14 protein-coding genes are annotated in these 18,641 nt (G+C 39.3%); 5 read left to right on the top strand and 9 right to left on the bottom strand.

Translation table 11 applies throughout. The annotated features are described in order from the left end of the window. Positions 1-34 precede the first annotated feature (34 nt). The 4 genes from AAG807_RS11220 to AAG807_RS11205 form a co-directional block, all read right to left on the bottom strand. A complete protein-coding gene (locus AAG807_RS11220) occupies positions 35-1,501 on the bottom strand; it encodes a hypothetical protein (protein ID WP_341903718.1) in 1,467 nt (488 codons plus the stop codon). A 161-nt stretch (positions 1,502-1,662) separates the two neighbouring features. Beyond that, positions 1,663-2,553, bottom strand: coding sequence for a hypothetical protein (locus tag AAG807_RS11215; protein WP_341903716.1), 891 nt, complete (start codon positions 2,551-2,553; stop codon positions 1,663-1,665). An 88-nt stretch (positions 2,554-2,641) separates the two neighbouring features. Then, the gene (locus AAG807_RS11210; protein WP_341903714.1) at positions 2,642-3,397 is read right to left on the bottom strand and encodes a LytTR family DNA-binding domain-containing protein; all 756 of its coding nucleotides are present in this window, start codon (positions 3,395-3,397) and stop codon (positions 2,642-2,644) included. 7 nt (positions 3,398-3,404) lie between these two features. Beyond that, complete coding sequence (locus tag AAG807_RS11205; protein WP_341903712.1) at positions 3,405-6,290, bottom strand: histidine kinase; 2,886 nt, start codon at positions 6,288-6,290, stop codon at positions 3,405-3,407. Positions 6,291-6,546: 256 nt separating this feature from the next. Here AAG807_RS11205 and AAG807_RS11200 point away from each other — a divergent pair, with 256 nt between their 5' ends. The 3 genes from AAG807_RS11200 to AAG807_RS11190 all read left to right on the top strand — a co-directional run bounded on the left by AAG807_RS11200 (position 6,547) and on the right by AAG807_RS11190 (position 9,752). After that, complete coding sequence (locus AAG807_RS11200; RefSeq protein WP_341903710.1) at positions 6,547-7,173, top strand: lysoplasmalogenase; 627 nt, start codon at positions 6,547-6,549, stop codon at positions 7,171-7,173. A 4-nt stretch (positions 7,174-7,177) separates the two neighbouring features. Continuing rightward, positions 7,178-8,167 carry a sterol desaturase family protein gene (locus tag AAG807_RS11195; protein ID WP_341903707.1) on the top strand — a complete coding sequence of 330 codons (990 nt, stop codon included), beginning with the start codon at positions 7,178-7,180 and terminating at the stop codon, positions 8,165-8,167. 112 nt (positions 8,168-8,279) lie between these two features. Continuing rightward, positions 8,280-9,752: a tail fiber domain-containing protein gene (locus tag AAG807_RS11190; protein ID WP_341903705.1), complete on the top strand. Its 1,473-nt coding sequence runs from the start codon at positions 8,280-8,282 to the stop codon at positions 9,750-9,752. Between the two features lie 65 nt (positions 9,753-9,817). On the opposite strand, the gene AAG807_RS11185 is transcribed toward AAG807_RS11190, so the two are convergent. After that, positions 9,818-12,148: a cytochrome c gene (locus AAG807_RS11185; RefSeq protein ID WP_341903702.1), complete on the bottom strand. Its 2,331-nt coding sequence runs from the start codon at positions 12,146-12,148 to the stop codon at positions 9,818-9,820. A 3-nt stretch (positions 12,149-12,151) separates the two neighbouring features. Then, a complete protein-coding gene (locus AAG807_RS11180) occupies positions 12,152-12,694 on the bottom strand; it encodes a sigma-70 family RNA polymerase sigma factor (protein ID WP_341903700.1) in 543 nt (180 codons plus the stop codon). Positions 12,695-12,920: 226 nt separating this feature from the next. On the opposite strand from AAG807_RS11180, the gene AAG807_RS11175 reads away from it, so the two are divergent. After that, positions 12,921-14,168 (top strand): hypothetical protein, encoded by a 1,248-nt coding sequence (locus AAG807_RS11175; RefSeq protein WP_341903698.1) that lies wholly within the window; start codon positions 12,921-12,923, stop codon positions 14,166-14,168. A gap of 62 nt (positions 14,169-14,230) precedes the next feature. Here AAG807_RS11175 and AAG807_RS11170 read toward each other — a convergent pair whose 3' ends face one another. From AAG807_RS11170 to AAG807_RS11160, 3 genes are all read right to left on the bottom strand, one after another. Further along, complete coding sequence (locus tag AAG807_RS11170) at positions 14,231-15,859, bottom strand: family 16 glycosylhydrolase (RefSeq protein ID WP_341903696.1); 1,629 nt, start codon at positions 15,857-15,859, stop codon at positions 14,231-14,233. A 24-nt stretch (positions 15,860-15,883) separates the two neighbouring features. Continuing rightward, positions 15,884-17,023, bottom strand: a complete 1,140-nt coding sequence (locus AAG807_RS11165) for a hypothetical protein (RefSeq protein ID WP_341903694.1) — start codon at positions 17,021-17,023, stop codon at positions 15,884-15,886. Positions 17,024-17,106: 83 nt separating this feature from the next. Continuing rightward, a complete protein-coding gene (locus AAG807_RS11160) occupies positions 17,107-17,751 on the bottom strand; it encodes a DUF1345 domain-containing protein (RefSeq protein WP_341903692.1) in 645 nt (214 codons plus the stop codon). Positions 17,752-17,968: 217 nt separating this feature from the next. Between AAG807_RS11160 and AAG807_RS11155 the strand changes: the two genes are divergently transcribed. Then, positions 17,969-18,640, top strand: a complete 672-nt coding sequence (locus AAG807_RS11155; RefSeq protein ID WP_341903691.1) for an OmpA family protein — start codon at positions 17,969-17,971, stop codon at positions 18,638-18,640. Position 18,641 lies beyond the last annotated feature (1 nt).

The raw sequence follows: 18,641 nt of genomic DNA, 5'->3' as shown, positions 1-18,641 counted from the left end.
TGTGTATTTGTTATTTAACGGTCGTTGCTGTTTCTTATTTGTACAGATTCAATTGCTTGCAATCAAAATAAACCGGTGCTCCAGATCCTCCCCATACTGATCTACCGTAATTGGATCCATCGTATGCTTGAGTTATAGAAGCGTTTTCGAAAGCACATTGAGCTCCAATTTTAACAACTACAATGATTCTTAAGGTTCTTTTTATAATAGCTCCAGACGATTTATCACGCACGATATTCCAGTCTTTACCAGCTATGTAGGTATACTGAACCTGCTCGTTTGGATGATTTTTCGCTGCTTCTTGTTTTGCAAATGTTGTTGTTTCCGAAGTTATTTGAGCATCCTTAAACGTTTCCGTAGGCAGGGTTGCAGTCGTTGCATTTCCAGCAGCCTCGATTTTTTGTGAAAGTTCTTTTACTTTATCCCATGCCACATCATTGGTGTATTTTGCCGCTTGGGTCGCTTTTTCAGCTTTGTATAGAACTACAACCACCCCGTATTTTTTAGCCTTTTCGTAATCGGAATACGTTTGAAAATTGCCTGTAATTAACAAGATTCCCGGTTCTGCTTCATAAATAACACCGTCAAAATTCGTCTGCCAATCTTTTCCATAAATGGAATTTCCTTGTAAATCTTTTGACTCACTATGCGTTGTATATTCATATTTCGTGTTGTCTACATTATCCGCTTCACTGGATGCAAAAACACCCTTTTTATCTAACACATTTCTCCAGTAGCTATCCAACCAAAAAGTAGCACATTTTACAAATTTAGCTCGGTCTGCAGTTTCATAGGCATACTGTGTATTGATTGTTAATAAAGGGCTTTTCGCTTTTTCATCGTAGTTGATTAAAAACTTTTTGACGTAGGGATACGGACTCGTTTCATTCGCCAAGCTAAATTCAACTTTAATTGGGAAAGTCGAATAGTATATTCCGCTCATTCCTCTGGAATCTTTCAGAATCTCTTTGCTATCCAAAAAGGTGCTGGTGCTATCCTTCACTGCAAATTCATTTATCTTGCGCATTTTGGCAGAATTTCTCAATCGGTCAAGCATCGATTTGAAATTGGCCAATTCATTTTTATATACTTCTTGTTCTTTGGCAACTGAAATTCCTTCCGCTTTGTCCTTATCACTGGAAGCAACGCCAATAATTTCAACTTGTTCGCCTTTTTTTCGTAACACAATAATTTTTTCATTCTTCTCAGAAATGAATCCCAAATCATTGTCTCTATTCAAATAAAGCACTCCACCTGTGGACGCATTTACAACCCCATAACTGGTGCAATCTTCGCTAAACTTGCAATTCATACTGGAGAAAAACAAATTGGTCTTCTCACTTTCAAAAGTTATAGTAACTTTCTTCGTAATATCTGTCATTTGATTGGCACCATAACAGCCAACCGCCATTTTTTCATTGAGGTAGAATACGGTTTTTTGAGCCAACGTTTGAAACAAAAAAAGTGGACCAAACGCTAGTAATAAGAGTAGTTTTTTCATCAGAATAACAATTAATTTCTTCAAAGTTGAATAACTCTTTTTTTTTTAGTTAAAACAATTCATTAACGACTGCTTCCAGTTTGTAGACAACAATTAACTCTTATTACATGGGTATAAAAAGAGTTGCTTTCGTTTTAATACGATTTAACTTATTATACCTATTACTTGTGTTTCATAGCTTCAGCGCAATCAATGGTAATAATCGCTTGTGTGTTTCCGCTATAATAGGTTTTTCCATAAGCAGATCCGTTGTAATCTTGTTTCACTTCAACCTCTTCCCATTGACAAGCACCATTTGCGTTTTTCAATACTGCAATCATGCGCATTGTTCTACCTTTTATCGCTCCAGTTGCTTTATCGGTGATGATGGTCCATTCTTTACCTTTAATGTAGCAGTATTCAATCTTTTGGGTCCATCCTGCTGTTGTAGCATGTGCTTGAACCGCAACCAATGCCTCTGCACTCAGTTTTGCATCTTTCATACCTGGATCCGGAAAAGGGTATTTACCTGCCAACACACATTTCAAGGCTTGACAATAGCGAATTGCACTTTCTTCTGTCAGTTTTTTCAGCAAATCGCTGTTTTCGGCAATTTCTTTAACACGATCCTTGTTTTTTCCCAAGATGATTATATCATTGTTCGGATCTTTAAAAACAAAATTGTCGCATTCTCCATTACTCACATACGCATTGGATCCTCCAGCTAATGCAATAAAAACTCCTTCTTCAAGTTGCATTAATCTTCCTCCAAATGCACTACTTGCGTTTTCAAAAAACACACCGCATGTTGCATAATATCTTTTGAATGTGGAATTTGTTTCGATATAAAAAGGCGATGAAGATGCGTCGTAGTAAACATTTAATTTGTTGGAGCCCTCTAAAAATTCAAAATTCACTTGAGTAACTGACTGGTCATAAATAGTTACTGTTTTTGAAAGATGGTAAACTCCAGAAATGTTGTACCCATCTTTAAAGACTTTTTCTAAATTGGATTGTGCGAACAGCGTTGCACTGAAAAGTACACCCGCTATAACTAATGTTAGATTTTTCATTGTTTTATTTTTTGCACAAATATTTGCTCAATAAAACTGTTTGGTGGTCAGTGGTTTGTAAACGACCAGTATTGATTTGTATCTGGAATTAGTACCTGTTCAAGGTATCCAAAAATGACAAAACGGATTGTTTGCGTTCTCGGGAAATCGGTATTTCCGAACCGTTTTTCAGCTTTAGCCATCCACCATTACTTTTTGAATGAAACGCCAAATGTTGCATATTCACCAAATACGAACGATGACACCGCACAAAGAAGGACGATTCCTCCAACGAGAATTCAAAATACTTTAAATTTTTAGAAACAACTTTTTCTTTTCCATTCACAAATTTTACGCGCACATACGAACCATCTGCCTCTAAATAAAGAATTTCCTGGATAGGCAAATACTCGCTGCCACCTTGCACCGGAATACAAAGCGTTGAATTGGGCTCATGCAGGTTGTCGCTCAACACCCGAAGTCGATTCAAATTTTCCGCAATTTCATGTTGCTCTTTTAACTTGTCAATGGCTTCTATCAATTGATCTTCTTGTATGGGTTTCAATAGATAATCCAAAGCAGATAAACGAAACGCATTGATTGCATAGGAATTGTAGGCGGTAGTGAAAATAATTGGACACGCAATTCCCTTCTTTTGGAGGATTTGTGCAAACTGCAGTCCTGATTTTCCAGGCATTTCGATATCCAAAAACAACACATCCGGATTCAATTTTTCTGTTAGCTCCAATCCTTCATCCGCATTGGAAGCTTCGCCAATAACAGCTATTTCAGGACCGTACTCCAAAAGCATTAACCTCAATAATCTTCTGGCCTGCGCACTGTCATCAATCAATAATGCTTTCATTTCTATCTTAAATGTGAATTCGTATCGTTACTTTCGTTCCTATCGCTGCACCCAATTCTGAAATCAAGTCTTCAATCTCCACACCAATAACTCCTCCACGTTCAAAATTAAGCAACTCAATGCGTTTCTCATTGGCATGGTTAGCAAAGGACTCATGCGCTGCATGCTGATTTCTATTGATTTCCCCGGCAGCAGTTCTTCCGATTCCATTGTCTTGAATCTGAATAATTAAGAGTTGATTCTCCCGATCTTCCGACACCTGAATGACCAATTGTTTCGATCCTTTTTTATGACGCAAACCGTGTTTGAATGCGTTTTCAACGTAAGGTTGAAGCAACAACGATGGTATGAGAACTCCGCCAGTATCTATGGTATCATCCACGTCCAATTGAAACGCAAAATCCTCTTCCAACAACATGGATTCCAGGTTGATGTACAAGGTTAAGGTTTCCAATTCATCTGCCAATGAAACACTTGGCAAAGCACTCATTTCTAACACCTTTCTCACCAAACTGGAAAAGTCTCCTAAATACCTGGCCGCATTCTTTTTATCATTTTCATAAATATATCCTTTTATTGAATTCAATACATTGAATAAAAAGTGTGGATTCATTTGGGCTTTCAATGCATTTTGCTGGGTCAAACGCAATTCATTTTCCAATTGCAATTGTTTCAACCTTAACTCTTGCCTGACTCGCAATTGCTTGATTCTTCTTTTGAAAATCAAGTAACTCATTCCGATAATCAATCCCGCACTCAACACATAAAACCACCAACGTTGCCAAATAGGTGCTTTGACGACTAATTTGATGCGAAGCCTATTACTAGAATTTCTGTTTTCGTGATCAATCAACTTGACTTCCATTTCTACATTTCCCAGAGGTAAACGCGGAATGGTGATTTCCTTCACGGAAGCGGGAACCAAAATCCATCCCGTTCGATCACCCACAAATCGGTAGGCAAAATTGAAATTTCCGTTTGATCGGAAGCTCAACCCATCCGTTTGAAGCTTTAAATCATCCGAATAATTGAGTTCGTAAACTGGTTTTTTACCGACTTTCTTTCCATTGATTAACAAATTTCTCAAAATGATTTTCCCAACCTGAACATTTTTATGGATAGATGACAAAGGTAATTTATGAAGCCCTTTTCCTGTTGATAGCCAACAACTGCTATTGACAATCAAGCATCCGCTGATGTTATTTGAATTCAATCCGCTGTATCGGTTAACAATTGTTTTTGCCCCCGTTTTTAACCTCAAAACGATCAAGCCAAGATTGGTGGCAATAAACAGTTTTCCACGGTGATAGTTGAGTTGAACAGCATGGTAATTTTCGTCCAATTTGGTAATTAACTTACAGTTTCCGTTTCCTGTTACTTGGTAAATTTTCCCTTCAAATGTGAGTACAAAGATGCTTTTTGAATCTTTTGTGATTGCTGTAATCTGCTTGTTCAACAAAAAAGTACGCTTTGGTTTCCATTGGTTGGATTGATTCGCTAATTCCTTCAATCCGTGGTTTGTTGCAACGAATATGCTCTTACAAAAAGGAGCTTCTATGAATTGCCTGGACCAGTCTTGCAGTAAACAGCGCTGTTCTTTAAATCCGTCCTTAGGTAAGGAATACACATACGTGCCTTGAGAAGTTGCAAGTAAATAGCCATCTTTTAAGCGGAAAAAATCTTTCACTGGTCGTGTAAACGGATTTAATACCTCCACATTTCCATTGCAACACCGATAAACTGTATTCATCTTGTTGAAAAACAAACAGTTATCAATTGAGTCGTAATATAGCGCACCAATATCTGAGCGGATGGAATGATTGACTACTTTAAATCGTTCGTCCGCTTCCCGAACCTCTCCCAATTCTCCATCCGTTGTGGCAAAGAAAATGCTTCCTTTTCCATGGACCACATGGGAAAACTGATCATTGGATATGGCCTCAGTTCGCTCATTCCAACTCAAGTAATCCAAATTTGGCATGCGCAGAATTCCATCGTGAAGCGTTGTAAACCAATAAGATCCTTCCGTGTCCTTTATACAAGCTGAAAAAGCGATTTTCGGATAATACAAGGAAGCCGCGCCCGATTTTTTAGAAAAGCGAATAATTCCACTGTGGGTACTGATCCAGATATCTGATCCTATTTCTTGCACATACGTCAGTTTTTTTCCTTCAAGGAGCTGGATTAACTTTGGAAAGGATTTTCGAACATACTTGGTTCCCTGAGGGACAAAACAATCACCATTTACGAGACCGAACACCCACGGTTTTTTTTCCGATTCTGTAATAAAAAAGGGATTTTGAAGATTGATCGGATGAATGAAGCATTTGCCGTTCTTTCGCTCAATTAAATTGTCTTCAAACAAGTAATAAAGGGTTCCGTTTTTTTGAGCCATGATTCCATTACTGAAACCCTGAAGGTCTTTTTTTCCATCACCATTCAAATCTGCTGTGAATTTCCACTTTCGCGTTTTTTCATTCAGTTGAATAATCCCTTTGCTAGATGAAACCCAAATAGCTCCCTTCGTATCTGCCGAAAGGTGATTTACATCTTTATTCCATCCTTTCAAAATCTCCAAGTAATTGTTTTTCACGATGAGAATCTGACCATTAAAATTGTAGGCATAAATCGTTCCACTGGGTGCTTGACAAAGTCCTGTTACAGATCTGGCTGTGAGTTTCGGGTTGGTATATTGCTCAAAACGAACTCCATTATAGCGATATAATCCTGCGTCGCAACCAACCCAAATATATCCCTGTTTGTCTTGCAGAATGCTGTAAACTTCATTCGATGGCCCACCATTCTCGATGGTATAATTGAAGTAAGCCGGGTACTGTCCGAATACAGACATATAACTAAACCACATTCCAATAACAACCAACCAACTTTTCATAAGCGAACTAAAGATACACATTGTCTGATTTATCAAATACAGATTACTCCGAACGGATTTTTCAATAAAATAACTAATTATCTGATTTTTAGTTTTTTAAAAACAAACGGCTGTTGTTTACAAAGTGAAGTGGGTCGTTTACAAAGTCGGCGCTAAGAATTGAATCCTGATAAAAAGAGCTGTTTCTAAATATCATCACATCCCGAGGAAAGGAATCCATTTATTTCATACATTGGGATTGAAATAGAAAATCAATATGAAGAACAATATTCTGGTTGGTGTTTTAGCGCTACTCTTTCTTGCGGATTTAATCCTAATTACTCAGGAAAATCTTCATTCCCTGCGGTTTTTTACCAAACCACTTTTGGTGCCGCTTATTACTGCAACCTACCTTTTGGACATCAGAAAAAAAGCTGCTTCAATTAACCGCTATTTTCTAGCCGGATTGATTTTTAGCTTTCTGGGAGATACTTTTTTACTCTTCAAATGGGCATTTTTACCCGGATTGGGTTGTTTTCTGCTAGCTCACATTTGGTATATCCTGAGTTTTGTAAAACTCCGGAAAGCAAAAGTGATTGGTTCTTTGCCCTTCATTTTGGCTTACCTCGGAGGTCTTCTCTTTTTCCTGCATCCGTATCTGAAAGAAATGGAAATTCCGGTTATCGTTTACGGAGTGACTATTTCAACCATGGCGTATTTCAGTCTGTGTACGAAAAACAAGCGACTCATTTCAGGGGCGATTCTCTTTGTGATTTCCGACTCCTTGTTATCATTCAATTTGTTTGTCAACTATACACCCATCATGGAACAAGTCGTGATGACAACTTATCTATTGGCACAGATTTCCCTGGTTTATGGAATGACCCCAAGCAAACGTTTCTAATTGGATGAAAGAGCAAATTTCCGACTTATTCAATAAAATTGGCTTATTCAGTCCGCTGGATTTTACTGATCCCGTGACCTATTTCATTCCGGGATTTATCTTGTTGATTGCCGGTGAAATATTCCTGTATCAGATTCCCCATAAATTATTCACCAAACGGATGATCAAGGACGATCTCTCTAGCGTTGGGTTAGGAATCGGATCGGTATTGCTGGATTTTGGGATGAAGGCAATTACACTTTCGGTTTACTTTTGGATTTACAATAACTTTCGGCTGACCGATTATTTCGGGATTGAAAATTTCAATGACTTTTTCACCTGGAAATGGCAATTGGATCACTGGTGGTTGTGGTTACTGGTTCTGATTGTACAGGATTTCGGATTCTATTGGCACCATCGATTAAGTCACAAAATCCGTTTATTCTGGACAGGACATGTGAATCATCATTCGGCTACTCATTTAAGTTTGGCCATTGCCTTACGCCAGGGATGGTTTGAAATCGCCTACCGTGATATCTGGTACCTTCCTTTCATTCTGATTGGTTTTCATCCGATTATGATTGTCATGATGCATCAATTCAATCTCATCTTTCAATTTTGGCCGCATACCGATGCCATTGGAAAACTAGGATGGTTTGATAAGCTATTCAATTCTCCTTCGAATCACCGTGTACATCATTCCCGAAAAATAGAAGACTTGGATAAGAACTACGGTGGAATCTTAATGCTGTGGGACCATCTTTTCGGAACTTATAAAGCGGAAGAACAAAAAACCACCGATTACGGGATTTTGCACAATATCAGCACTTACAACGTTTTCCATATTGTATTTGACGAATTCGGGAAGATGGTCAAGGATGTGAAAAGAGCTCCGAATTGGAAAGCAAAGATGAACTACATCTTCAAAGCCCCAGGTTGGAAACACGATGGGAAGGATGAACGCATTTCGATATTGCAAAATGATTGGAAGAACCAAAAAACAACTCACAAGTAAAACCTGTTAACCATCTGTTTTTCAATAATTAACATTTGTTTTTTAACATAAAAAATTTGCACGGGACATTCCTTTCCACGTAACTTATACCCTCATTATAACACTATTCATTATGAGAACTCAAATTTATCAAATGAGGGCTGCGGCACTCTTGGTTACAGCTCTGTTTCTAGGTAACAACACACAAGCACAATTAGTCAATTTTCCTACAGGCAGTATTTGTACAAGTGGGAATGATTGGATCATTGACGGCACAAATGGCTCCGATAACCGGCTTGGTCATCTTCAAAGCGGAATTTACGGAGATGCATCTTCCCAATGGGCAAACATTGGTACGTGTGATATCGCCAGTTTCCCCCCTGCAAATTGCAAATATTACGGGTTCACTTCCAATTGGTCAACCGACAGGGCTTTCTTCGGGTTGCGCTACGATAATGTGAACGAAGCCAATGCCATCATTGCTTTTGGTGATAATGTAGATATGGCTCCGGATATCAATCGGCTTATTTTCCAATTTGATTCCTGGATTCCATCGCAAAGTCTTGAAATCGGAACCATGGTTGCGACAGGTAACTTCGGATTGCATACCGCTTCTCCAAATGCGACCTTGCATGTGGATGCGGCTTTTAAACCGCTTGATCCGGGAACCAATTCCAATGTCCGCTTTGAAAACCTGCAATCGGGCAAAGGAAACCTGATGGTGATTGGTACAAAAGGATATGTCTATGATAGTAAGATCAATATGGCTTCGGTAGCTCTTAACAACTGTTTTGCGCCCAATTATGTTCCAAAATTCAATGGGAGTAGCTACGACTGTTCACAAATCTATGACGACGGTGCATCGGTAGGAATTGCAACCACAGGACCATTTCCATTCACCGTTACATTGACCAATAACGTTCAGCCGGGACCATGGACATCTGTTACTTCCGGAACATTGAAACTCAAAGTGAATGGGATCACTATGAGTGATGGTTACCTCATCACTTCGGATTCCCGTTTCAAAAAAGATGTGACCAAATTGGAAGGTTCGCTTGATAAAATAATGAAAATGCGCGGAGTGGCTTATAATTGGGATAAAGCACGCAACCCGGACATGGGATTCGGCGACGAAAAACAATTGGGATTCATTGCACAAGAGGTAGAAAAAGTATTTCCTGAAATGGTGTACACGCTTGAAAACGGTTACAAAGCTGTCAATTATACAGCCTTGATCCCGGTTGTTGTTGAAGCTATCAAGGATCAGCAATCAACTATCGCTAGTCTTCAGGATGAAGTGGCTCGTATGAAAGATATCCAGTCCGGAAATTTGGATCCGCTTAGCGCTTCAAGTACCATGACCATTCACCCCAACCCAAGCAATGCTGCGGTTACGATTGCATTTACAGGAATTGATCCGACTGCACAATCTTCCGTTATGATTTTCGACATGAACGGCAAACTGCTTAAAACCATTGAGCTGACAACACGTGATCTGGATAAATTGGAATTGGCAAAAGGAACACTGGATCCGGGAATGTACATCGTTTCTCTGATTTCCAACAGCAAAGAATTACACACACAACGATTGATTATTCAGCAATAATTTGATCCTGTTTTATTGAATTTAAATCCTGTAGGGACGTGATGCATCGCTTCCCTGCAGGTTTTTTACTGGTAACTAATCTCACTTTGGCACATATAAACCGTTGGTCGAATCTCTCTGCGGAAAGCGGCATTCTTTCTTCGCTGATTCTGAACCGCATAATTTGCTTTTTCCTTAAATAACCATTTCAATTCATCTTTCAAATCCATCGGTTTGTCGGTTCGATTCTTATTCAGTGCCGTAATCTTCTTTTCGAATGCTGTTTCACTGATCTCATCCAGAGAAATCACTCCCAAATCTCCCGCTTTCAATTCATTCATCTCGTGATAGAAATAACCTTTCTCGTTCATCCCGATAATGGCTGCCGTATAATTCATGTCGCCATTCAGGTTGTATTCCAACTTTCCATCGTTGAAATCCAAACGTTGGTAGCTGTTGATCTCTTTCGAGAACAGATACAAGTATAGTTTCTCGTATTTCTCCGGGTTTTTCACTTCAAGCGACATGGGTTCGTATGTGATCTGAGCCGTTTTTCCTGTTTCAGGGTCTGTAATGACAGTCGATTGACGCGCAATGGTGGCTTCCTTCACATAGGCATCAATATTGACAACGGTTCCTCCTCCGTGGACTTGAAATCCAAGCGTTTTACCTAATTGTTTTCCAACATTATCCAGATTGAAACCATATTCTTCCTCCAAGTTTGCAGATTCCCGCATCCCTTTTCGAAGCACTTCCTTATCACGCTCTTTCCGGACTTCGTCGTCCCATTTCTGTTCTTTCTTTCTAGCCGCTTCAAAATTTTTCTTTCCTGTCTCACGAATGGTTTCAATCGCCTTTTCATAGAATGCAGTCAGGTTTTTTTGATGTGCATCATCGATCTGGATGACTCCCACTTTCTGATCCGCAAACTGCTGGAATTCGGAATAACCCATCGCCACTACCCGCTGATCTAATTTCCACAAAGGTGTATTCAGGTTGGAGACATAAACTTCCAGCACCTTCTTGTTACAAGTTCCGTGAATAGCCTTCATGCGGTCTTCAAAATCCTGTGTTGCCAGGTTGGTATTGTTGAATTTTTTGTTCCAAATAGCCAACACTTTGGACGGTGGAATTAAAAAGCTTTCCACAGCCGCATCGGATTCTTCGTCATATGGCAGTGCGTCTATATAATCGAAAATGGCATCAATTTCCGCTGTTCTTCCTTCCAAATCAGGGAATGTGTTCATGGCTATAGGTTTCATATTAGAAACCTCCTTGGCATATGGATCTGAACCAGCTGCCTTACTCCAGTCAGCAACCCATTGGTAAATCGAACCGTCTTGTGCACCTCCATCTGTCCATTTTTCGCGAACGCGGAATAATTTTGGACCTGTTCCATCTTTGAAAGGAGAATGACATGTTGCACATTTTCCCTTGAACAGAAGCCTGCCTCTTTTTTGCTCCTCAGAAGGAGCTTCAACTGTATCCGATGGATAAGCAAAATCAATAGCTTCCTGCACTAAGTCATCTTCCCCCGATAAATTCTCCTCAAAACTCAAATACAAACTGTCGCGCTTGGTTTTTTCTTTGAACCATTTCAATTCATTCAACTTCGGTTCGTAGCGCGGCGGGAACAAGTCCATATCCGCCATGTCTTTCGGTTTGGGTAAGCGTTCCAATTCCTCTGGTTTTTGCCAGTCAATTGCACCATCTTTTCCCGGAACTCCGGTGAAGAGTTTCATGTCTTTTTTGAGTTCATCTACCGGGACCTGCACGTAAACTCCTTTGTCGGTTAATTGTAGTTTCTTTCCATCCGGCGTGAATGCGTTGAGGCTGAACATTCCCTGGGTTTCGAGTAGTTTATCTCCCGATTTGGTGCTCAAACCAGCTTTTACAATGTCTGAGGCCTTTTGAGCTTCCTGCCATTGAACAATTGCTTCACCGGCATAAGGCTTTCCATTCAACAAGAATGATTTATCCGTGATACTCAACAACACACCGCTTTCGGATAAAAACACATCGGATTCTCCGGTAAATTGAAAGTATTGCGGATCAATGTTGTCAAAAACCAACGCCTTTTCCATTCGTTCCATCAGAGGTTTATCCAGGAACTCCGGTTTGTTTGTGAGACTGCTCCAATTAACGGTTACATAAACCGCCACTGCTATGACAGCCGCAATTACCAAAGTCAATCCACTTTTCAGTAGCAATTTCTTGAAATGAAACCACTTCCCGGATTCCTTCACCAACCTGCGCAAGGAGTTTCGTTGGATGAGTTGTCTGGTCAGTTTATGCAATTCAAACTCCTTTTGAAGTTCTGTGTTTTTCTGTAGTTCGGTTTCAAAAGCCGTCTTCCCTTCTGCTGAAAGCTCGTTATTCAAATAACGCTCAATCAATTGATTCCAATTTGTTTCCATGGCTTAGAATTGATTGGGTTCAACGGTTAACTGAGCTTCCTGTACCAGGTCCTTTGCTTTTTGGATGCAACGGTATTTTTGCGCTTTGGCAACCTTGTCGTTTCTGAAATCCAGTTTTTTGGCAATGTCAACCATGTTCCAGCCCAAACCGTAGAACAAATGCAATAATTCCTTACATTGTTTCCCAATTTTCGTCAGGGCCGATTCGAGTTGCTTGTACTGCAATTCCTTTTCCATCCACGATTCCGGGACTTCCTCCACATCGGTTTCCAAATTGGTAGTTCCCTGCTTTTGTTCTTTACGTGCAGCGTTATACCACAATAATTTGCAGGTTTGCTTGATGAAATGGATCGGTGCAAGCTGAAAATCAAAATCGGGGTCGTTTTTCTTGCGCAGGTATATGATCAATGCTTCCTGGAACAGGTCTTCTGCGGTTAATCCGTCACAACCAAAAGTTCGAAGCAGGCGTTTCACTTCAGGAAAATGCTTGTACAGAACATTCAGTTCTTTTTTGATTTCCTGAGGGTTGTAAAAAGGTTTCTCCATTGCTGAATTTACTGGTTGTGTTTGGAAGCTGGAAAGGTAAACAAATGAGATCGGAAAAAATTTCTGTCGGGTTGAAAAATTTTTCAACCCGACTCCCGACTGGTCATCCATAACCTCTTTTTATTCAATTAAATCCGCGGAATGAAATCATTTTGAATTCTTTAAACGTCCTTTCTGATAAATAATCGCAACAGATTTTTACTTTTGCACGAAATTAAACCATCAAATGGATACTACAGATTCTCCTGTCCCTGAAAATACTCCTGCTCCAAAACCTAAAAAACGCAAATTCAGATGGCTGAAAATTACCTATTCAGTTGTCATTCACGGGCTTGCTTTAATCGCTCTGGGCCTACTTGGAGTGGCATTGGCCGTTAAAATGAAATGGACCAATGATGGTGGAAATGTGGATTTGAACAGTCGCTACTTTTCAGAAATGGCTGGAAAATACAATCAGGGATTCCAAACCGACAGTCTGACATTCGCCAAACAAGAGCGTTTGATGTATCAAAATGTGGGGCTTTTAGCAAAATATTATCCGCACAATGCCAAAATCATTTTGGACGCTTTTCAACGTTCAGGAGATGTTACCATTGCACTGAGAATGCTCGATGCAGCAAATCTCCGAATGAAAAAACACAAAGGTTACCAGCGTGAATTACAACGCTTAGAGGAACAGGCAAATGAAGCTTCTTTATCCATCTATCCATGGGCAAATTATAAGGAATGGAAAGAGTTTTGCAATGTGGTAAGGGCAGATAGTGCTGCGATCGATTCTGTTTCGAGAATAACAGGCGTGGAATCCAGATTGATTGTCATGTGCCTGGTTGGAGAACAAATCCGCATGTTCAATTCTTCCCGGGAACAATTTAAGAAGTATGTAGTTCCATATAATCGTTTGATTTTGACTACTAACAGAGGATACGGTGTTACCGGAATCCTTCAGAATACGGCCTTGAAAATCGAACGCAACCTGTTTGATCCGTCCAGTCCTTTTTATCCGGGAGATTATTATCAAAATTGCTTGAACCTGAAAGATTCCTTCCCGGAATTGGTGAATGATACGATTGAAGCACACAAACACTTGACCATTCAACGTCTGATGAAAGGTGGCGACCATTTCTATTCCTATTTGTATACCGCTTTTTTCTTGCGTCAATTCCAATCCCATTGGGAACGGGAAGGATTCACTTTGGCTTACAGACCTGAAATTCTAGGTACTTTATATAATCTGGGATTCCAAAAAAGCAAACCGAAGAAAAATCCTTCTGTCGGCGGATCCACTTTCAATGTGGGCGACAAGGAATACACCTTTGGTGGTTTGTGTTATGAGTTTTACTACAGCGGCGAATTGATGAACCTGTTTCCTCTAACCAGCCGACCATTCATTCCTACAAAAGAATTGAAGCGGACCATTGTTTTCCCTGAACCTAAGGAAGAGGAAGAAGTGATTCCAACAGTGGTTGCGGGATAAGAGAAAAATTAAAAATCCTGGTTCGAGCTATTCAAACCAGAATTTTTTTATTCTAAAAGCTTTTAATTAGCTCTTGTAAATTTCGTCAAAAACGCTTTCCCAGTTACTTTATTGGAAACTTTCACCAAATAAGATCCTGCTTCAAGGTTCTTAACATCTAATTCTATAATTCCTTTAGGCGTGTATTCTCTTTTGGATATCTGGCGCCCTTGGCCGTCTATTACTTCAACTTCACTAGTAACCCCATCCCAATCCGAAGGAAGTTCAATATTCAGAATCTCGTTTGTTGGATTCGGATAGACTTTCACCGAACTTACTATGCTATTAGCTATTCCAAGTGACGAGTTTTCCGACTGGTTCGCAACGCCAGCAAGCTGATTGTCCTCTTTTCTAACCTGAACAGGAGCTTTCGGCATTAAGTTAATGTTGCAGAATCCCGGATCAATGTGTGCAATGACATCAGAACCCAACTGAGCTTGGAAACCAGGAGAAAGAGTTAATGTATTGGAAGCTACAACTTCCAGTTGATAATTCGGAGGCACAATGGCATTATTAGTAACCGACACATCATAACCCATGATGGTATTCCAAAGAATACTGCTTAAATTACTTAAATTATTCACTACAGTAGTACCTGATGGGCATGGTGCCTGTTTGTAATATCTGAAATAGTCGATATCCAAGGATTTAGGAAAAACGTCCCCTGCATTAGGTTCATTATCATTTCCATATTGAATAGCTAAATTAAACAGAACCTGCATCTTATCAGTGAACGGCCAGGATTCATTGATCCAAAACGTCTGACCTGATTCCATGGAATTGCAATCAATGTTTTGACCAATTGTAGTATTAAATCGATAAAGTGAATAAAGTGGATTTCCATCAATATACCAAACTAGCTTATAATAATCCCATTCAAGAGCAAAAACATGATACTCATCACTGAAATCAACAGCACTAAGTTCCCAGGTCCCTAAACAACCGTGCAAATCCGCCGCACATTGAGAATCACCCGGATTTATTTTATTCGAATGAATCGTCCAATGAGGGTTCTTTTGATTTCTTTGCGAATTGTAAGCAGAATTGCAATTCGTCTCATTCCAGAATTCAAAAATATCGATTTCGAACCTGTATTGATCCTCATCCAATAGCCAAAATCCCGGCCACATTCCTTTCCCTTTAGGAATTTGACATCTTGTTTCATACCAACCATAGCCAAACTTCTTTTTAGATTCTATCCACCCGGAAGAGAATTGGAAAATGGAACTTTCATACGAGGCCGGGGTATTATCAGGATTCCAACCAGTTACATAGGACGCCGCTATTGGCGTACTTTCTCTTCTTGCAGTAAGGCTAAGATAGCCGTTTTGGGTCGTAATATTATTTGTAAGAGGTGGATGTGGTGAGGAAGTTTGATATGGAGGGATCTCCGGTCCCTCATATGCATACCATTGTTTGGAACCTCCCGCACTGAAATTATAACCCGCCACCAGAGCCTGATAAGGATACTTCCATTTAGATGTATTGAGTGTATTACCATCAAAATTATCCTCAAAGTACATCACCCAACTTTGATTATTACAGGAAGGGAAATTACTGTCCGTGAATGCATACGTATCGTCAAAGCACTGCGAGTGCCCATATCCCTGAATAAACAAAAGGAATATAGCAATCATTTTTATTTTTTTCATAGCAATTTGAATTTAGGTGATTGCTTATTTAGTGATCTTTTTAAGCTCTAATTTCAGCTTTTCAATTTCAACTTGCTGTTGTTTGATAAATGATTGTTGTTCAATTAAATAAAGTGTCAATTCTTCCACTTTCTCAACTAAAACAGTCGTCATCTCACCAACATTAATACCTTCCTTTTCTACTTCAGCAGCAGCAGGAACATTTGGCAAGTGACCGTTTGATTTGATGTAATCACTTACTTCATTCAGCGGCATCAATTGATAATCAGATTTGAATACGTAATCAGGAAATGCAGAAGCCAATTTCACATTTAGTTCAGTTGAGAAAACTCTTCCATCACCATAGATTCTAAAAACATCCTGAGATAAATCAGATCTGTTAATTGAAAACACTTTTCCAGTTCCATCAATTTTTTTAATCATCTCTCCAGCACGATTCAATTCCAGTGCTTTACCCCAAGCCCAATCGTACTGATTACTTGTTTGATTAAATACGATTGCCGTTCGGTAATCATTTGCAACATCACTCTCAAAGAACATGGTTTTGTTTCCATTAGACGAGGAATGAATTGTATTCCCTTGATTTACTTCCAAATCGCCACGGAAGTATCCTGATCTTGAATCTCCTCCAAGAGCCGATGAAAAGAATCCAAACACTGTTGCATCCGTTGAACTGGTGCGCGTTCCGCTATTAGTTACCGAAGAATAAATTGAATATCTAACTGTAGATGTACCTGAAATAGATGAATAAATACCATATCCAACACCGTTACCACCACCAGATACATTGGAATAAATCCCATACTTTTGACCAGTACCCTGTGCAACATTTGTTGAATAGATACCATAAGAACTACCACTTGAATAGTTTGTCACAGTATTATACAAACCATATTTAGTCCCGGAAGTGTTCGTATTGTTTAAATTATTAGATATCCCATATTGGTTACCACTAATTGCAGAAGTTGTACTCTGACTGATTCCACTAGCTGTAGAGGCATTCGTTACATTTAAGCGATAAACTCCAGGGCTAGCTCCGATTCCAACACTTCCATTGGTAGTAATTGTTGAGGTTGTACCTCCGTCCCAGGTATTTTGAGCAAAGGAAACGTTACTTAGGCACACTGCAACGCACGCCGTGATTAGGTGATTGATTTTTTTCATTGTGATTGATTAAATTAATTATGACACAAAAGTAATCGATCTTTTTTTAAAACATTACTCGCTTTTGTGAAAAAATAATTTTTTCACAAATTGATAATCTCGTTAATCGTGATTGCAACCAAAATGGTGTTGAAGAAAAATGCAAGCAGTGAATGAGCCAGTGTCAACCGGCGCAATCCTTTGGATTTGATGACGACATCTGAAACCTGGAAAGTCATTCCTATGGTGAAGGAATAATAAGCAAAATCAAAATAGTCCGGGTTCGAATCGTCCGGGAAATCCAATCCTCCGGCGTGTTTGGCATATTTTTTATTTTCATCACCATAATACAAATGGGCGTAACGAAAAGTAAAGGAAAGATGCAAAACCATCCAAGCTAGGGTAACCGAAGCAATAAAGAAAATTTCGTGAATGGTGCTGTGCTTACTGAAATGAATATTGTTATCGCTATTCCAAAAGATAATGGCAATCAAGGCTGTTGCACACGCTATGACCAAAACAATAAATTGCATCCAAACTCCCAAATCTTCATACTTTGCGCGCATCATAATCTGTTTGGAGGGAATCCGTATAATGGTAATCAAACTTTCCAGAATATACAATCCACCAAAAGTGAGCCACGAAAAAACAATACTTTCTTGAATTGACCACTTTAAAGCATAGAAGATTATCCCAACTATAAAAGAGATTAAAAAGACAAACAAAATTTTAAATCGAATGAATTTCATGAACGCTTAATTACCGATTCTAAATTAATGCTTTTCGCCCAATTCCAGCCGGCTAAAAAATTGCATCGGATGTTTAGGAAACAACTTGAAAAGCTAAGCTTCTTCTAAATCATTTTCGACTAATCCCGTATGTACGGGATCATGATTTAGTTTTCAAAAGCTACGCTTTCTCTTGTTACTTTTTTCGAAATCCGACATTGAGAATAAAAACGATGTTATGAAAATGATAGTTACACTTTGTCTTGCGGTATTTTCTTTTACGATCCATGCGCAAGTGGCCTTAGCCCCGGTTAAAGTCTTTGTCAAAGGATTTGATGGTAAACCTTATTCTAACGATAAAGTTCTGTTTGTCGGACAAAAATCCAAACGAACGCTTTCGGGTGTAACCAATCCGGCTGGTAAATTTGTCATCCAACTTCCGAGTGGAGATATTTATGACATCCGCATTCAAAGCATCAGTGATGAAATTGAGTACAATACGATTGAAATTCCGGCCGCGAAACCCGGTGAGTTTTTTGAAGAGGCGGAATTGGTCATTGAATATGATCCGGGAACGACTTTCTCATTCACCAATCTTCAATTCGAAACTGCAAAAGCGGATTTGAAAGCAATGAGTTATACTCACTTGAAAAATCTGGTGGAAATCATGAAACGCAAAACCGATTTTAAAATTCAGATCGCAGGTCATACAGATAGTGATGGGGAAGAAAGTGCAAATCAGTTACTCTCTCAAAAAAGGGCGGAATCAGTCAAGAATTACCTCATCAGTCAAGGAATCAGTCCAAATCGGATTGTTACGAAAGGCTTTGGGGAAAGTCATCCGGTAGCTGACAACAATTCTGCTCAAGGAAAAGCACAAAATAGGAGAACGGAGATAACTGTTTTATAAT

This window comes from Fluviicola taffensis DSM 16823 (genome assembly GCF_943372375.1).
Classification (GTDB): Bacteria; Bacteroidota; Bacteroidia; order Flavobacteriales_D; family Crocinitomicaceae; genus Fluviicola; species Fluviicola taffensis_A.
This window is presented reverse-complemented; position numbering and strand designations above follow the sequence as displayed.